The following is a 21,669-nucleotide window of genomic DNA, read 5'->3' on the forward strand; positions in this document are numbered from 1 at the left end:
ATGTCTCAATATACACCACTCCAGTTCTTTTATAAGTCCTTTTTTTGCAATATATTTCCTTTACCCTTCATCAGCAGTTCTCTTTCTAATTTCAAAAGGATGAGATAGTGTTCAACGATGTGTTCTGGCAAATCATTCAAAATTTGTATAAAGTTTTTTTTGTATGACCTTTTCTTTAGGTAACTGATTTCCTTTTCTGAAACAATGGGAATATCTTCATTTTCTTCTCTGAAGAACTCGATTATTGGCATTGATAAGGCGTTTGCAATAAGCTCCAATGACTTTTGCGTATAGTTTCTCTTGCCACTCTCCAGTTGGTTTATATAACCCTGTGATAGTCCACTCATCAGGGCAAGTTCTTCCTGAGTAATTCCGCCCTTTAATCTAAATTTTCTTATATTGCTTCCAACGACATTCTTTTTCTCCATCAAAATATGATATAGCGCTCTGTTATATGAAGCAATTTCTCAGTGAAATATTTTTCTTGTAAGAATATCACGCCATGTTATAATCAAAGAGAAAATAAAACAATAAGTAATTAAATCACCCTGAAAAAAACGCGATTGTATTTTCCCTATAACCCAATGAATTTTTTTGAAGAACATTATCATTCCATCTTTAAGCGTATCTCCAGCTTTGCATATGACTTCCGGGTCGAATCCAACGGTACCCTTATATGTGAATGTGTTACCGCCTCCTTTGTACATATTACCGGATATACTTTTGAGGAAACAAATACCTGTGATTGCTGGCTTAATCTCATTCATCCCGATGATATTTCCATCTTTGCTGAACACCTTGATTGTTTGTTATCTGGTCAGTCGGATATAAGGGAATTTCGTATTATTACGAAAGGTGGTGAAATCCGATGGTTACGCAATTATGCCCATCCGTCATGGAGAAAGACACAAGGCCGCGTCATTCGTATCTATGGCACAGCCCAGGATATCACAAAACAGATGCAACATGAGGATCGCATTAAGGAACCTGAATCAGGGTATTACACGTTGCTCGAAACTGCAAATGCTACCGTAGAAGTAAAAATATAAAAAGATTACCCGGAGCAAACCGCTTCCGGAGATTGTTACAGGGGGGGGCAATCTTTTTCATTCAATAGTCTATTTTAGCCTCTTCTTTTTTATCAGTCTGTGTAAAGAGAGGAGTTCAATTTGCCCAATGGTAAATCATGGGAAGACCATAGTGTTTTGGTTTGCACTCATATTTACTTTCTCCGTATCATTCCGGATTTCTGCGGGAATTGCCAAAGAAAGAATCACGCTACCAGGCAGGACTCATGCCAGTGAAAATACCGTCATCATAATTCGAAGCCAGCAAATTGCGGCTTATAACGAGGCAATGAAAGGTTTTGAGGAAGGGTGCAAAGGGAAAAATATCTCCATAAAGGCAATCTATGATTTAAAAGGAGAAACAGAAGAATGTAAAAGGGTTATTCAAAATATCAAAGATGATAAACTGAAACCTAAGCTTATTCTGGCTGTGGGTGTACTTGCAGCAACCCTCGCAAAAGAGCAATTTACTGATATCCCCGTTATATTTTGCATGGTTATCAATCATGAGCGCTTCAATTTACAGGGAGCTAATGTTACCGGTATTTCTTCAGAGGCATCCTTAGAAGACCAGTTTGCCATTCTGAAAGAGATCCTTGGCGCACAGAAGAATGTGGGGGTCATTTATGACCCAACAAAAACCGGGAAAATTATTTCAGAAGCGACCGCAGTGGCGGGGAAATTTGAATTCAACCTTATCAAAACAGAGGTCTTGTCTGAAAAAGAGGTCGCATCTGCATTAAAAAATAATATCAATAGAATTGATGCATTGTGGATAATACCTGACGGTACGGTAGTTACAAAAGATTCGCTCGATGCGATCTTCAAAAAAACCTTGAAAAATCGCCTGCCGACATTTTGTACTTCATGCGCAATTGTTAAGGCAGGTGCATTAATTTCTATTTCTCCGGATTATCGATACACGGGTCTGCTGGCGGCTCAACTGGCACAAACGTTATTAAACGACCCAACGACGACTTCATTGGGTATTCAACAACCAGATAAATTAAAATTGACCTTCAACACCCAAACGGCTGAGATAATCGGGATAAATCTGTCCTCGATTAAACCCCGCGACGATATAGTCTTGTATCCATGATTAAAAATCGAATGTTAGCGTGAATTTGTAAATCCATTATTCAACCAATCAATATCTTCTTATGCAAGGGTCTTTCGAAATCTTCTCGATGCCAGCCATAATGTGGCTAGGCCCATCACGGCCAGCGCTGCCATTTGCGGCCAGAGAATGCCTGGCCCCACTCCCTTGAGGAAGATGCCGCGGATGATCACCAGGAAGTACCGCAATGGATTCAAGCAGGTGAGCCACTGGACGACTACCGGCATATTGGCAATGGGAAACATGAATCCCGAAAGGAGCACCGCGGGGAAATAGAAGAAGAAGACACTCATCATAGCCTCCTGCTGGGTTTTACTGACCGTTGAAATGAAGAGTCCTATACCCAGTGTTGTCATCAGATAGAGGGCTGTGGCAATGAAGAGTATGAAAAGATTTCCCCTGATCGGCACCCCAAACCAGAATATCCCAATCAGGGTAATCACGATTACATCAGCGATACCTATTATAGCAAAGGGCACGGTCTTGCCGAGTATGAACTCCGTCTGTGTGATCGGAGTGACCATAATTTGTTCCATCGTGCCGATCTCCTTCTCACGTACAACCGCCATGCTGGTAAGCATCAGGGTGATGAGCATTACGATAATGGCGATTACACCCGGCACGTAAAAGTTGCGGCTCTCAAGGTTTTCGTTAAACCAGGAGCGCGTTTGCATCTCCACACGTGCGGGTTTCTGGGCTGGGCCTTTTATCCGGGTGAATCTTGTAATCAAAATCTTTTGCGAGAATTGCCTGACGATCCTGGCGCTGTAATCAAGCACGACCCCTGCCGTATTAGAGTCGGTTCCATCTACGATCACCTGAAGCTGTGCTGTCCGCCCGGCCCGCAGGTCGTCTTCAAAACCCTTGTTCATGCGAAGGACAACCCGGGCTTTACCCCGGTCAATTAACCTACGGTCATGGTCTTCGTTGGTTATATATTTCACGATGTCGAAATAGCCTGACTTCACGAATCGGCCCACAAGCTCGCGACTGGCCACGCTGTTGTCCAGGTCATAGACCGCTGTGGTGACGTGTTTGACGTCGGTCGTCACGGCATAGCCGAAAACAAGCACCTGAATGATGGGTGTCAGGAAGATCATACCCTTCATCTTCGGGTCGCGGAATATCTGGATGAATTCTTTGACGAGCATACGTTTGATGCGTTCGTACATGTTACATCAACCTTTTCTTGAATTTCACATTCGCCAAAACCATCATGGCGACGCCAAAAATGGTCAGGAGCCCTGCCTCAAGGGCGAGAATCTCCAATCCCACACCTTTCAGATAGATGCCTTTTAATATGGTCACAAAATATCTTGCCGGAATCGCATAGGTGATTATTTGGATTGCCTTCGGCATGTTACTGACCGCATACATAAAGTCTGACAGCAGGAACGACGGTAAAAATGTCAGCACCATCGCCAACTGGCTTGCCAGAAGTTGGCTTTTGGTAAGTATGCTGATCGCCATGCCCAACGACAATGCCCCGGCCAGGAAGACCGCCGCCATGCCAAAAAGCAAGCAAACATTACCGCGAAGCGGAACGTTAAAGAGATATTCTCCCATGAGCACTGCCAATAGCACATCAAACATGCCTATGGCGAAGTAAGGTATAAGCTTTCCAAGGATCAATTCCTGGCTCTTTACCGGCGTGGAGATAAGCTGCTCCATTGTGCCTCGTTCCCACTCACGGGCCACGGTCAGTGAGGTAAGGAGTGCGGCAATTACCATCATAATCACAGCGATAAGGCCGGGGATGATATAGTTTTTCGATTCCATATCGGCATTGAACCAGGCGCGGGTCTGGATATCAACCGGTGGATGAAGCGTGCGTCCGCCGATCCGCTGAATCTCGCGAATGGCGACGTCCTGTGAGTAGGTCTGGGCAACCGCATCAACATACCCAATAGCAATAGTGGCTGTGTTGGAGTCGCTCCCGTCTACAATCAACTGGACGGGCACCAACCGCCCGGACTCGATGCGCCTGGCAAAATCTGTCGGAATTATGAGGGACACAAAGGCCCGGCCAGAATCGATGGCCTGTTCCAACTCCTGGTAGTTGCGTGCATATCCCTTAAGGGAGAAGTAGTGAGACCCTTCGAAGCGACTGATGAACTCCCTGCTTACCTGGGATTCGCTCTGATCCCAAACTACCATGGGCACTTCATCCACATCAAGTGTCAAGGCATAGCCAAAAAGCACTAATAGGAGCATTGGAATGGCAATGGCCATACCAAGGCTCCTCGGGTCACGAACGATATGGATGAATTCCTTGCGGACAATTGCCGAGATTCGAAATAGCTTCACATTCTTGTTCCATTACTTTTTGAGTTTTAGTTTCAGATATTCACCTATTAAGACTGAAGTTGGATATAAAACCTCTTCCTCAGTTTGTGCGTGCAACATCAATTTCTCAGCAAAATGTATATATTCCATCTTCTTTTCTTCCTTTGCGGCATCACTTAAAGTCTTCAGGGCAGCAACTATTGCCTTGTGCTCCTGATGCATTTGATGGAGTTCTGCCTTTAATTTATCGGTCATTACAAGAACGCTTCTCATTTCTGGCGTAATTTTTCCTTCTGCTAAAAGGGACAATAAACCAAGTGGCGGTAATGCAAATTCTTCCTCCTTCACAAAGTGCGGATGCAAGATATTCGCAACGGCCTTTGCCGCATCTCCTGTCTTGCCGCCTGCCTGAGTAGCTTTGACAAGTTCAGCATGAAGTTCTTCGTGTTCTACCTGTAATGGTTGGGGAATTTGGAATTCCATGCTCTTTTCTCCTTTGATCTTATGGGATCCTGATTTATGAACAGGATCCTGCGCCATACATTGAGAAAAATGAGACACAAAAGGAACACTTGTGAATAAAACAGCCGAAACGGTAAGTGAAATCATTACATTTTTACTTCTCATTGCATTTTTCTCCTCATAAAAAGTTCTCGTGAATTAAACGATACGATTGAAACAATTCCATCGTTATACCTCCTTTTGAGGTTGTTCCGCCCGGTCACGCGCCTCAATAAGGGAAACAAATACGTCTTCAAGAGAGGGAACAATCTTCCCGACATGTACAATCCGGTAACCTCTTTCGTCAAAGAAACGGTGGACCGCAGAAGCAGCAGCTTCGCCATCCTCAGCTACGATGTGAAGTCCCTTACCGAACAGGGCAACATCTTTGATACCGTCAACCTTTTTTATTTCATCCATTACATCCTGAGGTCGCTCACACAGGACTTCCAGGACATCCTCCTGCATAAGTTCTGTCTTGAGCATCTCCGGGGTTCCACAGGCAATCAATTCGCCGCGATAGATAAGACCCACCCTGTTACAGTACTCGGCCTCTTCCATATAATGAGTAGTGACAAACACCGTAACACCCCTGCCGGAAAGTTCGTAGATCAGGTCCCAGAACTGGCGTCGGCTGATGGGGTCTACTCCTGATGTCGGCTCGTCGAGAAAGATAACAGGCGGTTCGTGGAGAATCGCACAACCAAGTGACAACCGCTGCTTCCATCCGCCCGATAGAATGGCCGTCCGGGAGTGACGATGCTCCCTGAGACCGGCCATCTCGATCACCCACTCTTTCCGTTCCCTCTTCTTTTCCGGGGCGATGCGATAGATACCACTGTAAAAGTCAATGTTTTCCTCAACGGTCAGGTCCTCATAGAGTGAAAACTTTTGACTCATGTAACCAATATGGCTCTTGATCTTTTCTGGTTCGGTGCGGACATCGAATCCTGCTACCGTCCCTGTACCACCGGTTGGTGCAAGAATGCCGCAGAGCATACGGATTGTTGTGGATTTACCGGCACCATTAGGTCCAAGGAAGCCAAATATTTCACCCCTGTCTACTTCGAAGCTGACACGATTTACGGCAATGAAACTACCGAACCGCTTCTCCAGGCTCTTCACAATGACCGCTTTGGTGTTTTTGGTTTCCATAGACATAGTTTTGGGTTTTTTTCGGATACACAGATACTTACAGACATAATGCAACCAATTTCATCCCAACCAATATATTTTAAAATTTATTGGTGGCGTGGATGTGAATAATAGGGGCGTGGCAACACGTCCCTACATAATGCTGTTGCATCATTTGTTTCGATTCATGTTTTATGATGGATGGGCAGGGGAACCCTGCCCCTACAATTTACATTACATAAAATATTATTGCCTGTTTTCTGGATTTTCACGGTCTAATGCCCATTTTAATGGGTTCTGGATAATATATTCCCGAATTTTATTGAAATCATCAACATTTCTGATGATGTGATCGTAATAATTCCTTTGCCATACGTGGTTTCCCGGTGTTTTGTTCAACTGATTTATTATTTTGGTTGTTTGGTATTTGTAATATCCGATAATTTGACTTAATGTGCGTTTCCATTTGAGTGGGGTTTTGCCCCTACCATTAATTTCATGTATGGGCAAGGTGTATTCAGATTGGGGGCGGGGAGACACCCCGCCCCTACCATTGTTTACATTCATATTCGATGGGGATGTTGAAACGGCGTCCATGCAATCATCGTTGATTATGATTATTCCGTGGATATGGTTGGGCATGACGATAAATGTATCTAATTGGACATTTTTAAAATGATTGGGTATTTCATACCAGAAATCGTTTACTATTTTACCTAACCGGGTCAATTCCACAGATTCTATCAGGATATTTCCAAAAATACATTTTTTGTCATAGGAGCGAACGGTTATAAAATAGGCGCCGTTACGGGAATAATCATATTCCTTTAATCGTAGCGAACGTCTATGGTGTAGTTTTGGATCGTATGTCATAATTTAAATTGTAGGGGCGGGGCTTCCCCGCCCCCCCATATATATGCCGGACATGGGGGCAGTTGTTTAAAAATTATTATATACCCATTTTTCTTGTTTTTATGTGAAAAAATTCCTGTACAATTCAATTACCAAAAATCAGAAATGCTTCCAGAATGCACCTTTTATTCCCTGGCGAGGACTGAGACAAAGACATCCTCGAGTGTCGGTTCCACAATCCGAACCTCAACAAGTTTAAGGCTGGCTCCGACGAGGATCTCTTCCACCTGCAACGCGGTCTTTTCCGGATTCCGGGTCACGGCGTGAATCCGGTCTCCGAAAAGACCTACCGAATCGGCCTCTAGCCGATCCCGCAGCAATGACGCGGCCTTGCGCGGCTCCGGGGAACGAATCTCGAGGATTGTCCCTTGCATGAGCTCTTTTACTTCGTCCGGCGTCCCGCAGGCGAGCAGTTTGCCCTTATGGATGAGTCCTACCCTGTTGCAACGCTCGGCCTCGTCGAGGTAAGCAGTCGACACAAAAATCGTGACCTTCTCACGGAGCAATTGATACAGGATACGCCAGAAGTCACGTCGGGAAACCGGATCCACGCCGTTAATCGGCTCGTCCAGAAAAAGCACTCTGGGGGTATGAATCAGCGCACAGACCAGGCCAAGCTTCTGTTTCATTCCACCCGACAGATTTCCTGCCAAACGTTTCCTGAAGGGTGTCAGGTTGCTGAAGGCGAGGAGTCGGTCAATCTTCTCTCCACGGTCCTTGCGAGGTACGCCGTAGATGTCCGCATAAAAATGAATATTTTCCATTACCGTGAGATCCGGATATAAACCAAATCTCTGACTCATGTAACCGATTTCCTCCTTGATCTCCTCTGCCTCTTTCACGATATGATGACCGGCAACCCAGGCATCACCTGACGTTGGTTCCATGATCGCACTCAGAAGCCGCATGGTAGTCGTTTTTCCGGCACCGTCAGGGCCAACGAGGCCAAATATCTCCCCCTCGGCTACTGTTAGCGTAAGGTTGTTAACGGCGCTCAGATCGTTAAAAGATTTCGTGAGGGCTTCGATTCTTATAGCATCCATCACTTCCCTCCTGGGTTTGGTTTACCAAAATGTCTGCATCGGCGGGCATGCCCGGCTTGAGTTCCATGTCGGGGTTTGTCATTTCCACTTTCACCCGGTAGACAAGTTTAACCCTTTCCTTCTGTGTTTGGACGTTCTTGGGAGTAAACTCGGCTTCCGAGGCGATGAAGGAGATATATCCTTCATACGCCTTGTCCGGGTAAGTATCGGCCGTCACTTTGACCCGCTGACCGACCTTCACACGGCCTAGCTCTATCTCATCGATATAAGCCCGAAGCCACGGCCTCTCCAGATCGCCAACCGTCACGACTGGTGTTCCCGGAGCAACGTATTCGCCCTGTTCGATGTTCTTCGAGAGGACAACGCCTGAAAGAGGTGAAATAAGCTTTGTATAGCCCAGACGAATCTGAGCCAGCTTAAGGGCAGCCCTGGCTTGTTTGACCCTTGCACGGGCCTGTTCAATCCGTTCCTTGCGGGGACCTTCCTTAATGAGCTTGAACCGTTCTTCGGCCTCCTGCATTTGGGCAACCGCAACCTCGTAAGTTCCCTTGGTATGTATATATTCCTCAGCGGAAATCGCCTGTTTTTGAAACAGTACCATTGCTCTATGGAAGTCGCTCTCCAGATGTTCCTTATCTGCTTTTGCAGCGGCTAGTTTTGCCGCAGCCTCAGCAATTTCTTCAGGACGCGAGCCGGCTTCAAGCTCGGACAGGTCGGCCTGCGCCATCTGCAGTTCTGCGCGTCGTATCTCCACCTCGCTGGCAAGGTCTGAACTGTCCAGCAGTGCTACGACATCTCCTTCTCGTACAACCCCGCCTTCATCCACCAGCCGTTTATCCACACGCCCAGAAATCTTGAAACTCACCTCAGCGTCAGTGACCTCGATGTTGCCAGAGACACGAATGATGTTTGAACCATGGTGTGACCTGCTGTGGAGGTATAGAAAGGCCAATCCAGTTATAATCAAGACAACAGGTATCACAACAACCAGCAATTTCATTTTTTTTCTCATTGCCTTACTCCTGTGCGAAGAACCGTGCAAGGGTTGTATAATAATCTTTCTAACTTGACTCCTTCAAAAGAAGTGACTTACTTAAACTACCCCGATCGATCTCGTTAAGTTGCTGGAAAAACTGAACAAATCTGCGGAGTACATTCAAATCATCTTCTGCAATTCCCTTGGGATCGAAATGCATCACATCGTTCCGAATTCGGCGAACTTCATCAAGGTGTTTCACAAAGATTTTACGATCAATTTGTAGTTCCAACTTTGTCCAACCGCGAGGATTCTCTAATAGTCGTACATACTCGCCGAATGTTAGATCGAGTACGCCATTAATTTCCCGCCGTGTATCCGATGGATCTTTTATCGATGCGAGTTCGTCAGCGGTGAATTTACCATCGATCAGGTGACGAATGGAGTTTTCGATTTCACCGATGAGAAGAAATGGTTCTACAAATTGGCCAAATTGTTGACTTAGGTCATAAACGGTGACAATACCGCAGATTCGTTTTGTCGAATCGCGCACAAGTACATAACCGTGCCTGGCAATTAACCGGATTGCCTGAAACAATGAGTCATCAGCTCTTACTTCATAATGTCTTTCGATGCAATCGTTGACAATTTTGCAAGTGTATCCCAAATCGAGCCGGCTCCCAATTGATTTCCAACTGACCATCCCTCTTACATCCCTTTCCGATGCCATTACTGCTATTTGCGAAACGTCGTTTGCGAGCATAATCGTTATTGCCTCTTGTAAAAGAGTTTGGGGATAAATTGAAACCGGTGGCTGTTTGCAGCTGCAAGTTTACCAATCCGATACGTTGGGTCTTTAAATGATTGGGAAATAGGATTGTTTTTCCATAGAGATTAAAGTAACAGTTTAGCTATGTAGGATGGGTCAAGCGGAGCAGACCCATCAATAATAGTAACTAATTTGCTGTATGGTCGTAAAGCGACGAGCCTCGTCGCTCTACATTGGTTGATCATAAATGTGAATAATTATTCACATAATGGTTAAAAAATTATTTTACTTTAAGACACTCATTGAAAATCTTCCATGCCTTTTCTGTATGCCTTGTCACGTCGAATTCACCGTCACTCATGTGCCAGAGGATTGCCGCCGGTTGGATCATGCCTAAAAACATCAGGGAGACGGTTGCCGGTTCTGCGTCAGGGCGTATCTGGCCTTCCTGCTGACCCTGGTGAACAATTTCACCTACTCTATCAAGATACCCTTTGACGATCTCATACACTTTGGTCTTTCGTTCGGGATGTCCATTATAAACATCTTCGGAAAAGATGATGCGTGGGATGCCCTGATTCTCCCGGATCAGCTTGACGTGAAGCATCAACAAACGCCTGAGACAATCCAGCGGGTCAGAAGTCTCTTTGCAGACAACAGTGGCATTGTCAAGTAATCCTTTCTGGATATAACCGATGGCGGCATCCAGTACTTCGTCCTTGTCTTTGAAGTGACGGTAGATTGCCGAGGGAACTATACCAACCCGACGTGCAACCCTGGCCATGCTCAATCCCTTCAGCCCATGACTGGCAACCAAACTTAAAGCAGCTTGGGCTATTTGATCCTGTCTAATTTCTGTGTCCAATTTCTTCATGCCCATATTCCCCTCTGATGTGAATACATATTCACATTTTACAAAATTATGGTTTTGTGTCAAGAAGAAATGATAGAATTAATAATTATTAAATTCTTCGATGGCAAGTCCAACTTCACTGATTATGGTAGTAAGGTACCTTGGAAATGCCTTTTCCAGGACGGTTCTGAATGACAGTTCGCTTACGGGTGGTTGGATTATACCGTATTTCGTAGCTTCCTTTGGCATGACGATCAAATTCGAAGCCCGCTTTGCGCAATTTATGGATACCTTCAATGGGCTCTGAAAATAAATTCTATTGACTGTAACAAAGTATTTAGCTATAGTCTTTCTTGCTTAAGAGGGCAAAGGAAATGAACACGACAACAACAAAAAAAACCTGGACAGAAAAAGAACTTATGTCTTTACCAAAAGAGGGATATAAGTACGAGTTGATACAAGGAGAACTGGTTATGGGTCCGGCCGGTATTGAACATGAAGAGATCGGCGCACATCTTCTTACCGCATTGAGAAGATTTGTTTCCGAGCGAAAACTGGGGATCGTATGTGGTTCAAGCGCAGGTTATTGGATGAAATCGGGAAATCTTCGTTCTCCTGACGTGTCATTTATCTGTAAAGAAAGATTACAAGGATGCAAACGACCGCCGAAAGGTTTTTTTAAAGGATCGCCGGATATTGCAATTGAAATTCTATCCCCTACCGACACTATAGAAAGCCTCCATGGGAAGATCGTTGAATATTTTGAGAATGATACGAAACTGGCATGGGTGGTCAATCCAGAAGAACAAACCGTTTTAGTATACCATTCACCACAACCCAGCAAACTCCTCACAAAAAACGATCGTTTGGATGGAGAAGAAGTTTTAAAAGGCTTTGCCTTCCCCATCGCTGAATTATTTACAGAAATTTAAGCGTTATATTCCGCCCTTTCAGGGCGTTGATGCATATGCACAAACTTTGCTTTGCTGTTTTTTTATCAGGCTGATGTTGTAGGAACACGGTGCTCCGTGTTCCTACGATTTATGAGGATTCCAACATCGAATATCGAACAAGAATAATGAATGTCGAAGCTCAGGACTCGCCTTTAAAGCTCATCACTGTCCTTGGGCTTGTCAGGCCAAACACATATGTTCTCTTCCTTTTTTCCCTCTCGGAAACAAGCACCCTGTCCTTTGATAATGTAAACAGATATTGTATAAGTGCATCCAATTGACTATCGGTAAGCTTATCAAAGCTAGGCATCTTATTCCTTGTACCATAAAATTTCGGATCAGCAGGGTTTTTGATAAACTCTTTTAACCACGTCTCTGACAAATACTCAGTCAAATTTGGTGCGATCTTTTTCAATTCTTTATTACCAATGGGATGGCATACAACACAATTTCCCTTCATGACAAGCTCTTTTCCCCTCTCTACTCTTTCGATATTTTGATTGAGCAGACCGCCTGACTGGCTGAGCAGGAATTCAGACATATCCAGGAGAGATTCGTCAGGGAGTTTTACCGGAGGCATGGTTCCCGATTCCTTAAAATATTTTTTATCTTTGGGATTTTTTAAGAGTCCCGCAATCCATTCTCGCGACCCAAAAGTGGTAAAATCGGGACCATTTTCTCCTCCCTCCCCTCTTACCATGTGACACCCAATACAACTTTCTTTAAAAATCTTTTCTCCCAGGTATACAGGATCATTGAGAAAGATAGACATTCCGCCTGCAGGTGGAATACCCCTTGATGCCAGTTTTATGGCCCTAGCAGCCTGTTTCTCGGCATCTTCTCGCTGATGGATAATATGGACATCATGGCTATCATGATAGATAGCAACGGCGGTTAAGGCAATAATTCCTGCTAATCCAGAAAATATAGCACCAAAAAATGGCACTCTTTTTGACGGATATTGAGATGGATTTCTGTCGATAAATGGCAGTACAAAAAGGAATGCCAAAGCAAGGGCAGGGACAATAACGGTACCCACAATTAGGAATTTTCCCTGACAATATTTTAAGAGCTGGAATAGGAACAAGAAGTACCATTCGGGCCTGGCAAGATAATTCGATGCAGGATCGGCTGGTGCCTGAAGTTCTGCGCCACCAGCCCAGAAGACCACCCCAGCAAGTGCCGCATATATTCCTATGGCAAATACGGCATCTTTAAATATCTGGTCTGGCCAGAAGGGGTCAACACGGTTTTTATATACCTCTTCACTCATTTTCCAATACGGGGTTACACCATGTTTACGGAAAAGCGCTATATGAATAAAAAGGAAAAAGACGAGTGAAATCGGTAATAAAAATACATGAAGGGTGTAAAAACGGGTGATGGTAAAATTCCCATAGTCACCCCCACCCTGATGTAATATTTTAATATATTTTCCGATCACAGGAACAGTGCCCATGATATTGGTAGCAACCTGCGTGGCCCAGTATCCCTTTTGATCCCAAGGTAAAAGGTAACCTGTTAAGCCAAAACCTGCCAGAAATAAAAGAAGGATTACCCCGGAAATCCAATTCAGTTCACGGGGTTTTTTACATGCACCAAAGATAAAAACCTGGAACATGTGTACAAGGGCAAGTATTATCATTGCACTTGACCCAAAGTGATGCAAGCCGCGAACAAACCAACCAAAAGATGTCTTATATTGAAGGTAATAAACACTTCCCCATGCGGATGTCGAAGAGGGAGAGTAAAAGCTGGTCATAATAATTCCGGTAACCGCCTGGAGAATAAAAAGGAATACAAGGCCGCTTCCAAAAATATACGACCACTTAGCCCCGCCATGGACAGGCTCATCCAGTGCCGCTTTTAAAAGCTTGCTCAATCCGGTTCTATCTTCTATCCATTCACTTAATTTGTTTGCCATAGATTTAGGCCACCTCAGAAATATGCTATAGTAGTATCTGTAAATTTAATTCCAGCCATTATAAGCTCCAAACAACAATCTCCAAATTACAAATAAATTTCAATGCGTTTCTGACAGGTTCAGGAATCCAAAACAAAGGGGATTTGAACATTTGACATTGTAATTTAGAATTTGTTTGAAATTTGTTACTTGCAATTTGGAATTTTAAATTTTATTCTCCCGCTGGTCTGCCCGGGTTATGTGAAGCTCCCGAATTTTATGAGGATATTATTGTTTTCTATCTTTGTTTCAAAACTGTAAAGATCACGCGGGGCAGGCCCCGATATTTTCTTACCGTTTATGTCAAAAACACCTTCGTGGCAAGGACAAAGAAACTGTTTAACGTCCTCTCCCCAATTTATTCCACAACCAAGATGCGGGCAATTAACAGAAAATACGTTTAACGTATTATCCTTTTTTCGTATTACCCATACAGACCCCATAACCAATCCTTCAAAAATATTCCATGCATCCATTTTCGAAGACGTGACAGTCGTCTTTTTTGGTATGCCAACAGGAAAATCATCCACTCTGCCGATATTGATAAAGTCTTCTGTGCCGTATACCGTTTCTTTCATTAATGGGTGCACTGCCAGGCCTACAAGCGGTGCCACTACACCTGCTGCTAAAGTCCCTCCCAATGCATGCGATGCGATCTTTAGAAATTTTCTTCTGCTGTTTTCCACTTTTTTATCCTTTTCCTCCCTTAATATAAACGTACAGGATGACCCTTTATTTTTCGGCATATTCCAACAATTAAAACATGGATATTATATACTTTTCTCATAAAAATAAAGTAAAAATTAAAATAGCACAAATGCTTTAAAAAGCTATCATGGTTTTGTGATAATTTATGTGTTTATTAAATAATTGTATTCCAATTGCAATAATTGATTTTGTGTTTTTCTCTTGCATGTATTCGAAATTTTTGCTTGATTAACTATTAAAATTTGCGGCTATTTTGACACTTAAGATATTTCTATAATATAAGGATATCCCATGAGAAAAAAAATACTCATTATAGAAGATGAAGAAGAGTTTTTCTTCTTTTATGAAACAATGCTGGAGGATAGAGACTATATCATCCTGCACGCAACCGAAGGAATGCATGCTTTTGAGTTGCTAAAAAAAGAAAATCTGGACCTCATCATTCTGGATTTATTACTCGATCAAATGTCGGGCGATGAATTCCTCAGGCAACTGAGATTAAACCCTATGTATACTACTATTCCAGTCATTATTGCAAGCAATTTTTCACCACGGTCGTATAAAACAATATTTGAGATAGATCCAAATCTGATTTTTCTTGAAAAACCTTTTACCCAAGAAAGATTGCTTGCCGAAATCAGAGCCAAGTTGGGGTAGTGCTTGAATTATTTCCAGCATAAACATTTTTAATAACTGGGGAATAGACTTATTGCCAACTCTTTGCCATAAAATTTCACTTTAACACTTTTACTATTACAAAATTTAAGATCTTCAATTTCGTCCAACCTTATTCCCGCTAATTTATTTTGTATAATGCCTTTTATTTGATTTTCCATTTCCCCTAATCTTACCTTTTCATTTGCCGTTAAATTTTTGGAGAGAATAATTTCTTCGAGAATTAATCTGTCAAAATCTCTTCCCTTTTTTACCCTTTTGACGAACTCCAACTCTCTTTCGCCCAATTGTAAAGGCAATTGTTTTAAGAGATTTTTGACTTCATCAATTACAGTTTCAACTGTACTAATAAATTGAAGTTCTCCAAAAATATCCTTAATTGTAGCCTTTAAATAATCATAGTGTGTACAAGCCAGACAGATATGTGATATTTTATTGCGTGTAATAAATTCTTCCAGATTTGCCTGAATTATTTCCCTTGCAATCCTTAAAAACTCTCTTTGCATTTCTTCCGTATCAAAACTCTTTTTATACAACATTTCAGATAACACGGCCAACAAAGGGGTAGGCTTAACAATAACGCTGTATCCGGCTTCTCTTATAAGTTTTTCATAGATGCCGCTTTTTATTGTTCCTGTGGTGCCAATAACGCCTATTTTAGTTTCCGGAGGCAATTTTTTAATTTTCGCTATGGTATTTTGCACTGGGCCAATAAACCGTATATGTGGAAACCTTTTTCTCAGCCTGCGATGGTCGACTAAAGTGTCCACAGTATTACAGGCAAAGCAGATGATGATGTCCCTGGAAACTCCTCCTAATTTCACGAGTAAGCGTTTCATCAGATACGGTGTTTTATCAAACACTTTGTTGAAAAATGCATTTGATTTTTTTGTGTTTCTACACCGTTCGTTTATTTCGGAAATAGCCTGTAATGTTATTTTATTTATTTCGTCTTGAGTTTTTTGACCAAATGGAAAATTTGCTTTGTCTGTAAGAAGCAAAAGTTTTATGTTACCTTCGGAAAGCATTTTATTTAATTTCTCTGCCACAATAATACCACCCTGACCGGAATCAAAAATTCCAATAATTACGGGTTTTTTTTGGACTTTTTTTGTCCTTTGTAAATATTTCGCATCTATTGTACTGACAATCCTTTTTATAGCTACCACGTCTCCAGCTAAAGACATATCCATACCGTGCTTTTCCACTTGATTCTTAATAACGTTATTTTTTAGAACATTCTCTACCCGTGCCATAATATCTTCAAAAACATACTTCTTTTCCCATGTATCATTTTGAGCATTTTGAATTTTTTCCAGATATGAAGCAATGATTCCACCAGATTTTGCAATGGAATCACTTACAACCATTTTTCCATTTTCCCTTAGAATATGATATCCTTCCTGAGTAATTCCACCATTAACTGCAGAAATAACGTAGTTAGCTTGAATATTGAAAGCATTGTAAGCATCAATTTGATTTTCTAAAGCTGCTAGAAAAAGGATATCAGCATTTTCTTTTAATAATTGGCAAGGATCTTCATATATTTTTGCCTCTTCAAACATACAAATACTGTCGCGTTTTTCTTTACATTCAACTAATGCCGGTATGTTTAATCCCGGAATATTGTAAATGGCTACCATCTTCTTTTGTTTCTGGTCATATTCACTTACTGCTATAACTTTCGCACCCGTTAAGGTAAAGTATTTGGCTGCATTGAGACCTACTTTTCCAAAGCCCTGGACAGCAACAGTTTTTCCCTCCAAATAATTTTTCCGTTCCCTTCCAACTCTTAGCTTTAAATAATCTTCAGGATTTTCATTATACCACACTAATAAATTTGTGATTTCTACTGCTGCAAATGCCGTTGCTTCTGTTCTGCCTTCCAAACCACTATATGTTTTAGATGTAACTGCCCCTAATTCGGGAACGCTTTGTTTTCCATCCCCATATTTTCTTGCCTTCTTTGAGAATTCATCCGCCACCTTTAAATACGGCATTCCCGATGTCCATATAATCTCAGAATCCCTTATATTTTTTAATCTTTCCAAAAGTCCTTTTTCCTTAATTTCTTCCGTTTCTGCTAATGCCCTAAAATGCCCGTCCGCCATTGCATCCATCATCGTTTCGTCCGTTCCAAAATCTGGTCCCGGAGAATATGTATTATGCCCCATAATGCCTTCCATCGTAAGTAAATAGCCTATTTCTCTAAACAACCTCTGTTTTTCATCATTTGACAATTCAATAGATTGCAGAGACATCTCTCCATTGATTTCTCTCAATTCTCCCAAGAAAACTCCACATATACCACCTCCTAACGGCAAGGAATAAAGTGCCAGCTTTAATGTTGTTACGATAGAGAGGGCTTCAATCTCTTCTGTCACCCATTTACAGCAAAACTTCCATGTTTCTTCGATGGAAGCCTTTCGGTCTCTGAGGCTATTAAAGGTTTTAAAGAAATCTCTCCCCAAGATTTGCGGGGAAATGAGTATTGCGCCTCCCTTCGGGGGACCAAGGGCAGTATTGTGAAATATAACAGATGAATACAAGACTATCTTTTGTCCATTATCCTTACAAAACTCTACATGTCTTTTCCAAATGCTCTGAGGTTGTTTGAGCAGAGCGAATAGTTTGTTACAATTTTTATAAAATACAGGATCTTTTTTCTTTATTGCATCTATGGCTTCATCAAGCCGATTATGAATACTCTTCAATAGCGTATTCGTAATTTCTCGTTTCTTTAACCGAAAAGAAGAATAAACAAAAACATTCATATCTTCTTCATTTAATTAGAGATTTTGTAAAATTTTGTTTTTTGAAAACCCGTAAAAAAGTCGGGTTTTTTCAGTCTGGTGCAGGGAAGGAGCATCTGCTGAAATTACCATAAGAGATATTCCTTGCAAAACCAGAAAATACTTTGTCCTGCGGTAATACAACAAATACAAGAGACATCCCTTTCTAAGAACTAAATTATTAAGAGATTTCTCATATTTTACCAGTAATTACAACCAGAGTTAAAGAGAAAATGGAATGTATTTGCAAGTACAAAACATAGTACGCAAAGAGGTAATTGTGTAGAGTATTTTACAAGGATAGATTCTGGATTTATTGCTGTAAAATATTTTGACGCTTTTTTTACACGCAGAAAAAAAGTGACAAAACGTGATATGGCGAGAAAATAATCTTAAAAACTGCCATAATAAAAATACTTGTGAAACTATTGACACAGAGGGACGGATCCTACCCTTTTTATTATATTGATGTACCTGACTCTCGTAAGTATAGTACCGATGATATACGGATAAGGAGGATTGCCCGTATAACTGTACCTTTTCTCGTAATAAACTTTCTATAGATTCAGTTATAAGCAATATTATTTGCTCCAGTTTTATCAAGATGTATACACATACCTTTAAGTTGCATGAATTCCAGTAACGGGAGTCATGTACACAATTCTATAATATTTAGGCGATGAGCCTTATATTATAGGAACCTGCTCGTTTATTATGAAACTATTTTGCAACTTTGTAAGCAATAACGTTTACTATTTCTATTTGATATGTTTTATTGAGGTCCTGTATACCGATGGCTGCACGAGTCGGACATGATTTAATAAACTCTCGATACACAGCGTTCATATCACCCCAGTAATCCATATTTTTAAGAAAAATGATCATATTTACAATTCGATTTAAATTTGATCCCATGCTCTCTAATGCTTTTTTCAGGTTTGAAAAAACTAATCTAAATTGCTCTTTTTGGTCTAAAGACGGCACTTCGCCTGTAGAATCAATAGGAATAAAACCACCACAACGTATTTGTGTTGCACGTACCTTAACAAATCTAACAATATCTTCCTCAAAATAATCACTCATTAATCCTATTTGTCTTTCCGGTTGTTTTCCAACGTTTCTCAAGGCGTCTTTAATTATCAAATCTAATAACTTATTTCTGTCTTCAAAAGATAACTTATGTGCTGCTTCAATCGTCATTCCGTCTAAATCAGCCAATGTTATATCTGCCATTTTGTCCTCTTTCAAATGAATTAAAATACCGTTCTAAAATAGATACGCAAATAATCCGTTAAATTCCGGAATCATTCACCAAGAGAGAAAAAACTACTTTTCAAAGTAGTTTTTTCTCCCATCTAAAAACTTTAAGCATCTAAGACTCTTTCGGCTTGTTCCATATCATAATCCATAATATATGTAATACCTGTTACATCCGTCGCTTCCCTGGTTAGCGTGAAGATATCGTTGCGTGTTATGTTGTTAATTGACCACCTTCTTGAACCAGCCATAAGTTGCTTCAATCCTGTTGCCAATCTTTGATAATAAGAATACATGCCCATAGCGCCTGCAGGAATATTGCCAAATTGCTCTTTAATCTTCCCTGAATAATAAAAGATTTGATCATTTGATGACCCATATTCCGAAACAGGTTTTGGTACTTTGCCTTCTGCAACAGCTTTACCAATCGTATTTCCAACCATAGCTGCACAGATGGTTGATCTGGACATTCCCACTGCTTTTATGAAAGGAGATAAAAGGGCAAATGCCTTGTAAATATGATCTTCTGAAACCAAACCACCCGCAAGTACGATATTAGGAACATACTCACCGCGGTCTGCTAGGCGTTTACAATATTTATATGTTAACGCAGCAATATAAACCGTAGGCAAACCCCATTCATTCATCATGCGCCAAGGGCTCATTCCTGTACCACCACCAGAACCGTCAATTGTTAAAACGTCTATTCTGGCCCACGAAGCGAATTTAATTGCTCGTGCTAAGTCAAAAGGTCTGTAAGAGCCCGTCTTCAAAAAGATATATTTAGCCCCTGCATCACGCAAATGTTGCACATTATCCATAAAACCATCAAACGCTTGTGCCATAGCATCCGGAATGGCACAAATCCGTGTATGTCTTTCAAAACCTTTAATTGTACCGTTCTGAAAAGCTTGTTGTGTTATTGGGTCTTCTGGATCAGGGATGACAACATACCCTAACTTTTTTAATCGGATCGCCTTTTCAATGGAGGTTAATTTAACCTCACCACCAATATTTTTAGCGCCCTGTCCCCATTTTAATTCGAGGGCATCACTTCCTAATTTTTCTAAACAATACGGCAATACGTCAAGACGCCAATCTTCCTGATTTGCTTGTATTGCAATAAATCCATAGCCGTCTTTCTGGTAATCCTTAAATGATTTAAAACGTCTGACTAATTCAGGACTATTTGCGACTTTACCATCCGTGATTGTTGATTTATCGTCCATTGCTGCCACATTTTCGCCAATAACGATACCAGAACCGCAGATCGCAGCGCCAATTCCTAATGATTCAAAGTGCTTCTGGGCAATCATAGTTGACCCAAGACCTGTACAAATTATAGGTATTCGTAATTTAAGACCTCCATCGCGCCCCATAGAAGTTTCAATGCTTGCGTTTGTGAAAAGGTCATATTCTTTCTGATGGTGCCCGGTAATTGAACCAGTAATATTAAAATGGGAAAAATCAACAGGGTAATCTTTTTGTGCTGCTGCGGTTACCTCGCCAAACGGGCCAGGATAAATTGCCTCTGAACCTCTGTAAGCCGATTTCCCAATTTCACAAAAGCCTGGACAACCATCCAGACACGTAACACACATACCACTTTGAGGCAAAACTTCATCACCCAACCGAGTCCATGTACCCGTAGCCCGCGATCTGTTTGGAATAAACAATGAGCTCATTTGAAAGCCTCCGTTTTACAAAAAATATCGAAACTATAATAAACAAATAAGCTGACACAAGAGCATCTTTATAAACAAAGCGACTTTCATTCTCCCTTGTTCAATAAAGAATTTCAGACTCAATTTTCAAAATCAACTAAAATTGCTTGCCCTCTCCAAACCATTCCACAATACACCCCTTGTGTTAAGAAAACTCATAGCTCCCTTCCTAATCCTCGCCTGATCCTCATCTGTCTGACTGCAGAATTCTAATGATTTTCTTATATTCGCAGCATGCTCAACATCCAATTCAATATGGGCGGAGAAAAACAGAACATCATCGTCACTTAAACCGGCATGTTTCAATCCATCACGAATAGGAACATACATTGTTGGAACGATGAATTCTGTTCCTGGTCCCAGCGCTCCCAACGCTTCAACATAATTCATATAATGAATATTTAAATATTTCTCTACAAATAACTCCGTTTCCGGCAACATCTGAATGTTGTCTAATGCCTTTTTGGAGGTATCAACACCTACGGCTTTTAAAAACCTGCGGAAAAGAGCGGGGTGCGTAAGCTCAGGATTCATGCCTTTCTGTTCTTCAGATCTACCACCATACTCTTCAAACAAATTTTTAATTAAAGGCGCCCTCCCTGCTTCATCAGGGCATATTGCAACGGCGCCGGCCAGATATCGAGAAAAATGCCTTGAGAAACAATAATATTGTTCAGCATAAAGTTTAGCAGCCTTCTTATCTGCCTTTTTACTGAATTTTTGTAAATATGAATGATTTTTTACTGCCGGATGCTTCAAAATCTCCGCTTCCAATTCATCATAAAATACATCTACAGACTTGGCCATAATTCTTTCCCTCCAAATAATTAAAAATCACTTATACGTAAAATTTACATTTCCTCTACTGTTACAGTGTCTTGGAAATAACCCTTCCCCCTTTCCACCCATTACAATTTTTCAAAAAAATATTACCGTATA

The 21,669-nt window shown here is 41.5% G+C and carries 20 protein-coding genes; 4 read left to right on the top strand and 16 right to left on the bottom strand.

The window, feature by feature from the left end:
* Positions 1 to 29 precede the first annotated feature (29 nt).
* Complete coding sequence (locus E3K36_01560) at positions 30 to 428, bottom strand: XRE family transcriptional regulator (protein ID MCF6153941.1); 399 nt, start codon at positions 426 to 428, stop codon at positions 30 to 32.
* Between the two features lie 156 nt (positions 429 to 584).
* Between E3K36_01560 and E3K36_01565 the strand changes: the two genes are divergently transcribed.
* Both E3K36_01565 and E3K36_01570 read left to right on the top strand, forming a co-directional pair.
* Complete coding sequence (locus E3K36_01565; protein ID MCF6153942.1) at positions 585 to 1,049, top strand: PAS domain S-box protein; 465 nt, start codon at positions 585 to 587, stop codon at positions 1,047 to 1,049.
* A 127-nt stretch (positions 1,050 to 1,176) separates the two neighbouring features.
* Entirely contained in the window at positions 1,177 to 2,166 is a 990-nt protein-coding gene (locus E3K36_01570) for a hypothetical protein (GenBank protein ID MCF6153943.1), read from the top strand.
* Between the two features lie 59 nt (positions 2,167 to 2,225).
* Here E3K36_01570 and E3K36_01575 read toward each other — a convergent pair whose 3' ends face one another.
* From E3K36_01575 to E3K36_01615, 9 genes are all read right to left on the bottom strand, one after another.
* Positions 2,226 to 3,356, bottom strand: a complete 1,131-nt coding sequence (locus tag E3K36_01575; protein MCF6153944.1) for an ABC transporter permease — start codon at positions 3,354 to 3,356, stop codon at positions 2,226 to 2,228.
* Position 3,357: 1 nt separating this feature from the next.
* Positions 3,358 to 4,491 carry an ABC transporter permease gene (locus E3K36_01580; protein ID MCF6153945.1) on the bottom strand — a complete coding sequence of 378 codons (1,134 nt, stop codon included), beginning with the start codon at positions 4,489 to 4,491 and terminating at the stop codon, positions 3,358 to 3,360.
* A gap of 12 nt (positions 4,492 to 4,503) precedes the next feature.
* A complete protein-coding gene (locus tag E3K36_01585; GenBank protein ID MCF6153946.1) occupies positions 4,504 to 4,953 on the bottom strand; it encodes a hypothetical protein in 450 nt (149 codons plus the stop codon).
* A gap of 207 nt (positions 4,954 to 5,160) precedes the next feature.
* A complete protein-coding gene (locus E3K36_01590) occupies positions 5,161 to 6,126 on the bottom strand; it encodes an ABC transporter ATP-binding protein (GenBank protein ID MCF6153947.1) in 966 nt (321 codons plus the stop codon).
* Between the two features lie 225 nt (positions 6,127 to 6,351).
* The gene (locus E3K36_01595) at positions 6,352 to 6,978 is read right to left on the bottom strand and encodes a transposase (GenBank protein MCF6153948.1); all 627 of its coding nucleotides are present in this window, start codon (positions 6,976 to 6,978) and stop codon (positions 6,352 to 6,354) included.
* A gap of 164 nt (positions 6,979 to 7,142) precedes the next feature.
* Entirely contained in the window at positions 7,143 to 8,060 is a 918-nt protein-coding gene (locus E3K36_01600; GenBank protein MCF6153949.1) for an ABC transporter ATP-binding protein, read from the bottom strand.
* Complete coding sequence (locus E3K36_01605) at positions 8,020 to 9,072, bottom strand: HlyD family efflux transporter periplasmic adaptor subunit (GenBank protein MCF6153950.1); 1,053 nt, start codon at positions 9,070 to 9,072, stop codon at positions 8,020 to 8,022. Before E3K36_01605 ends, E3K36_01600 begins: the two co-directional genes overlap by 41 nt.
* 49 nt (positions 9,073 to 9,121) lie before the next feature.
* Entirely contained in the window at positions 9,122 to 9,799 is a 678-nt protein-coding gene (locus E3K36_01610; GenBank protein MCF6153951.1) for a CBS domain-containing protein, read from the bottom strand.
* 286 nt (positions 9,800 to 10,085) lie between these two features.
* Positions 10,086 to 10,685 carry a TetR/AcrR family transcriptional regulator gene (locus E3K36_01615; protein MCF6153952.1) on the bottom strand — a complete coding sequence of 200 codons (600 nt, stop codon included), beginning with the start codon at positions 10,683 to 10,685 and terminating at the stop codon, positions 10,086 to 10,088.
* A 347-nt stretch (positions 10,686 to 11,032) separates the two neighbouring features.
* Here E3K36_01615 and E3K36_01620 point away from each other — a divergent pair, with 347 nt between their 5' ends.
* Positions 11,033 to 11,590 carry a Uma2 family endonuclease gene (locus E3K36_01620; protein MCF6153953.1) on the top strand — a complete coding sequence of 186 codons (558 nt, stop codon included), beginning with the start codon at positions 11,033 to 11,035 and terminating at the stop codon, positions 11,588 to 11,590.
* Between the two features lie 160 nt (positions 11,591 to 11,750).
* Here the strand turns inward: E3K36_01620 and E3K36_01625 are convergent, their stop codons facing one another.
* Together E3K36_01625 and E3K36_01630 are read right to left on the bottom strand one after the other, a co-directional pair.
* The gene (locus tag E3K36_01625) at positions 11,751 to 13,535 is read right to left on the bottom strand and encodes a c-type cytochrome (protein ID MCF6153954.1); all 1,785 of its coding nucleotides are present in this window, start codon (positions 13,533 to 13,535) and stop codon (positions 11,751 to 11,753) included.
* A gap of 236 nt (positions 13,536 to 13,771) precedes the next feature.
* Positions 13,772 to 14,320, bottom strand: coding sequence for a hypothetical protein (locus E3K36_01630; GenBank protein MCF6153955.1), 549 nt, complete (start codon positions 14,318 to 14,320; stop codon positions 13,772 to 13,774).
* A gap of 253 nt (positions 14,321 to 14,573) precedes the next feature.
* Here E3K36_01630 and E3K36_01635 point away from each other — a divergent pair, with 253 nt between their 5' ends.
* The gene (locus E3K36_01635) at positions 14,574 to 14,939 is read left to right on the top strand and encodes a response regulator (GenBank protein ID MCF6153956.1); all 366 of its coding nucleotides are present in this window, start codon (positions 14,574 to 14,576) and stop codon (positions 14,937 to 14,939) included.
* 29 nt (positions 14,940 to 14,968) lie between these two features.
* Here the strand turns inward: E3K36_01635 and E3K36_01640 are convergent, their stop codons facing one another.
* From E3K36_01640 to E3K36_01655, 4 genes are all read right to left on the bottom strand, one after another.
* Positions 14,969 to 17,731 (bottom strand): hypothetical protein, encoded by a 2,763-nt coding sequence (locus E3K36_01640; protein MCF6153957.1) that lies wholly within the window; start codon positions 17,729 to 17,731, stop codon positions 14,969 to 14,971.
* A gap of 738 nt (positions 17,732 to 18,469) precedes the next feature.
* Positions 18,470 to 18,982, bottom strand: a complete 513-nt coding sequence (locus E3K36_01645; GenBank protein MCF6153958.1) for a RidA family protein — start codon at positions 18,980 to 18,982, stop codon at positions 18,470 to 18,472.
* Between the two features lie 131 nt (positions 18,983 to 19,113).
* Positions 19,114 to 20,691, bottom strand: a complete 1,578-nt coding sequence (locus E3K36_01650; GenBank protein ID MCF6153959.1) for an FMN-binding glutamate synthase family protein — start codon at positions 20,689 to 20,691, stop codon at positions 19,114 to 19,116.
* Positions 20,692 to 20,823: 132 nt separating this feature from the next.
* Positions 20,824 to 21,537: an iron-containing redox enzyme family protein gene (locus tag E3K36_01655; protein MCF6153960.1), complete on the bottom strand. Its 714-nt coding sequence runs from the start codon at positions 21,535 to 21,537 to the stop codon at positions 20,824 to 20,826.
* Positions 21,538 to 21,669 lie beyond the last annotated feature (132 nt).

Origin of the sequence: Candidatus Brocadia sp. (genome assembly GCA_021646415.1) — a bacterium.
GTDB lineage: Bacteria > Planctomycetota > Brocadiia > Brocadiales > Brocadiaceae > Brocadia.

What these genes read in the sequence shown, in the direction of transcription:
- E3K36_01560 (MCF6153941.1), bottom strand. Translation starts at nt 428, where the DNA reads ATGGAGAAAAAGAATGTCGTTGGAAGCAATATAAGAAAATTTAGATTA.
- E3K36_01565 (MCF6153942.1), top strand. Translation starts at nt 585, where the DNA reads ATGAATTTTTTTGAAGAACATTATCATTCCATCTTTAAGCGTATCTCC.
- E3K36_01570 (MCF6153943.1), top strand. Translation starts at nt 1,177, where the DNA reads ATGGTAAATCATGGGAAGACCATAGTGTTTTGGTTTGCACTCATATTT.
- E3K36_01575 (MCF6153944.1), bottom strand. Translation starts at nt 3,356, where the DNA reads ATGTACGAACGCATCAAACGTATGCTCGTCAAAGAATTCATCCAGATA.
- E3K36_01585 (MCF6153946.1), bottom strand. Translation starts at nt 4,953, where the DNA reads ATGGAATTCCAAATTCCCCAACCATTACAGGTAGAACACGAAGAACTT.
- E3K36_01590 (MCF6153947.1), bottom strand. Translation starts at nt 6,126, where the DNA reads ATGGAAACCAAAAACACCAAAGCGGTCATTGTGAAGAGCCTGGAGAAG.
- E3K36_01595 (MCF6153948.1), bottom strand. Translation starts at nt 6,978, where the DNA reads ATGACATACGATCCAAAACTACACCATAGACGTTCGCTACGATTAAAG.
- E3K36_01600 (MCF6153949.1), bottom strand. Translation starts at nt 8,060, where the DNA reads ATGGATGCTATAAGAATCGAAGCCCTCACGAAATCTTTTAACGATCTG.
- E3K36_01605 (MCF6153950.1), bottom strand. Translation starts at nt 9,072, where the DNA reads ATGAGAAAAAAAATGAAATTGCTGGTTGTTGTGATACCTGTTGTCTTG.
- E3K36_01610 (MCF6153951.1), bottom strand. Translation starts at nt 9,799, where the DNA reads ATGCTCGCAAACGACGTTTCGCAAATAGCAGTAATGGCATCGGAAAGG.
- E3K36_01615 (MCF6153952.1), bottom strand. Translation starts at nt 10,685, where the DNA reads ATGGGCATGAAGAAATTGGACACAGAAATTAGACAGGATCAAATAGCC.
- E3K36_01620 (MCF6153953.1), top strand. Translation starts at nt 11,033, where the DNA reads ATGAACACGACAACAACAAAAAAAACCTGGACAGAAAAAGAACTTATG.
- E3K36_01625 (MCF6153954.1), bottom strand. Translation starts at nt 13,535, where the DNA reads ATGGCAAACAAATTAAGTGAATGGATAGAAGATAGAACCGGATTGAGC.
- E3K36_01630 (MCF6153955.1), bottom strand. Translation starts at nt 14,320, where the DNA reads ATGCCGAAAAATAAAGGGTCATCCTGTACGTTTATATTAAGGGAGGAA.
- E3K36_01635 (MCF6153956.1), top strand. Translation starts at nt 14,574, where the DNA reads ATGAGAAAAAAAATACTCATTATAGAAGATGAAGAAGAGTTTTTCTTC.
- E3K36_01640 (MCF6153957.1), bottom strand. Translation starts at nt 17,731, where the DNA reads ATGAATGTTTTTGTTTATTCTTCTTTTCGGTTAAAGAAACGAGAAATT.
- E3K36_01645 (MCF6153958.1), bottom strand. Translation starts at nt 18,982, where the DNA reads ATGGCAGATATAACATTGGCTGATTTAGACGGAATGACGATTGAAGCA.
- E3K36_01650 (MCF6153959.1), bottom strand. Translation starts at nt 20,691, where the DNA reads ATGAGCTCATTGTTTATTCCAAACAGATCGCGGGCTACGGGTACATGG.
- E3K36_01655 (MCF6153960.1), bottom strand. Translation starts at nt 21,537, where the DNA reads ATGGCCAAGTCTGTAGATGTATTTTATGATGAATTGGAAGCGGAGATT.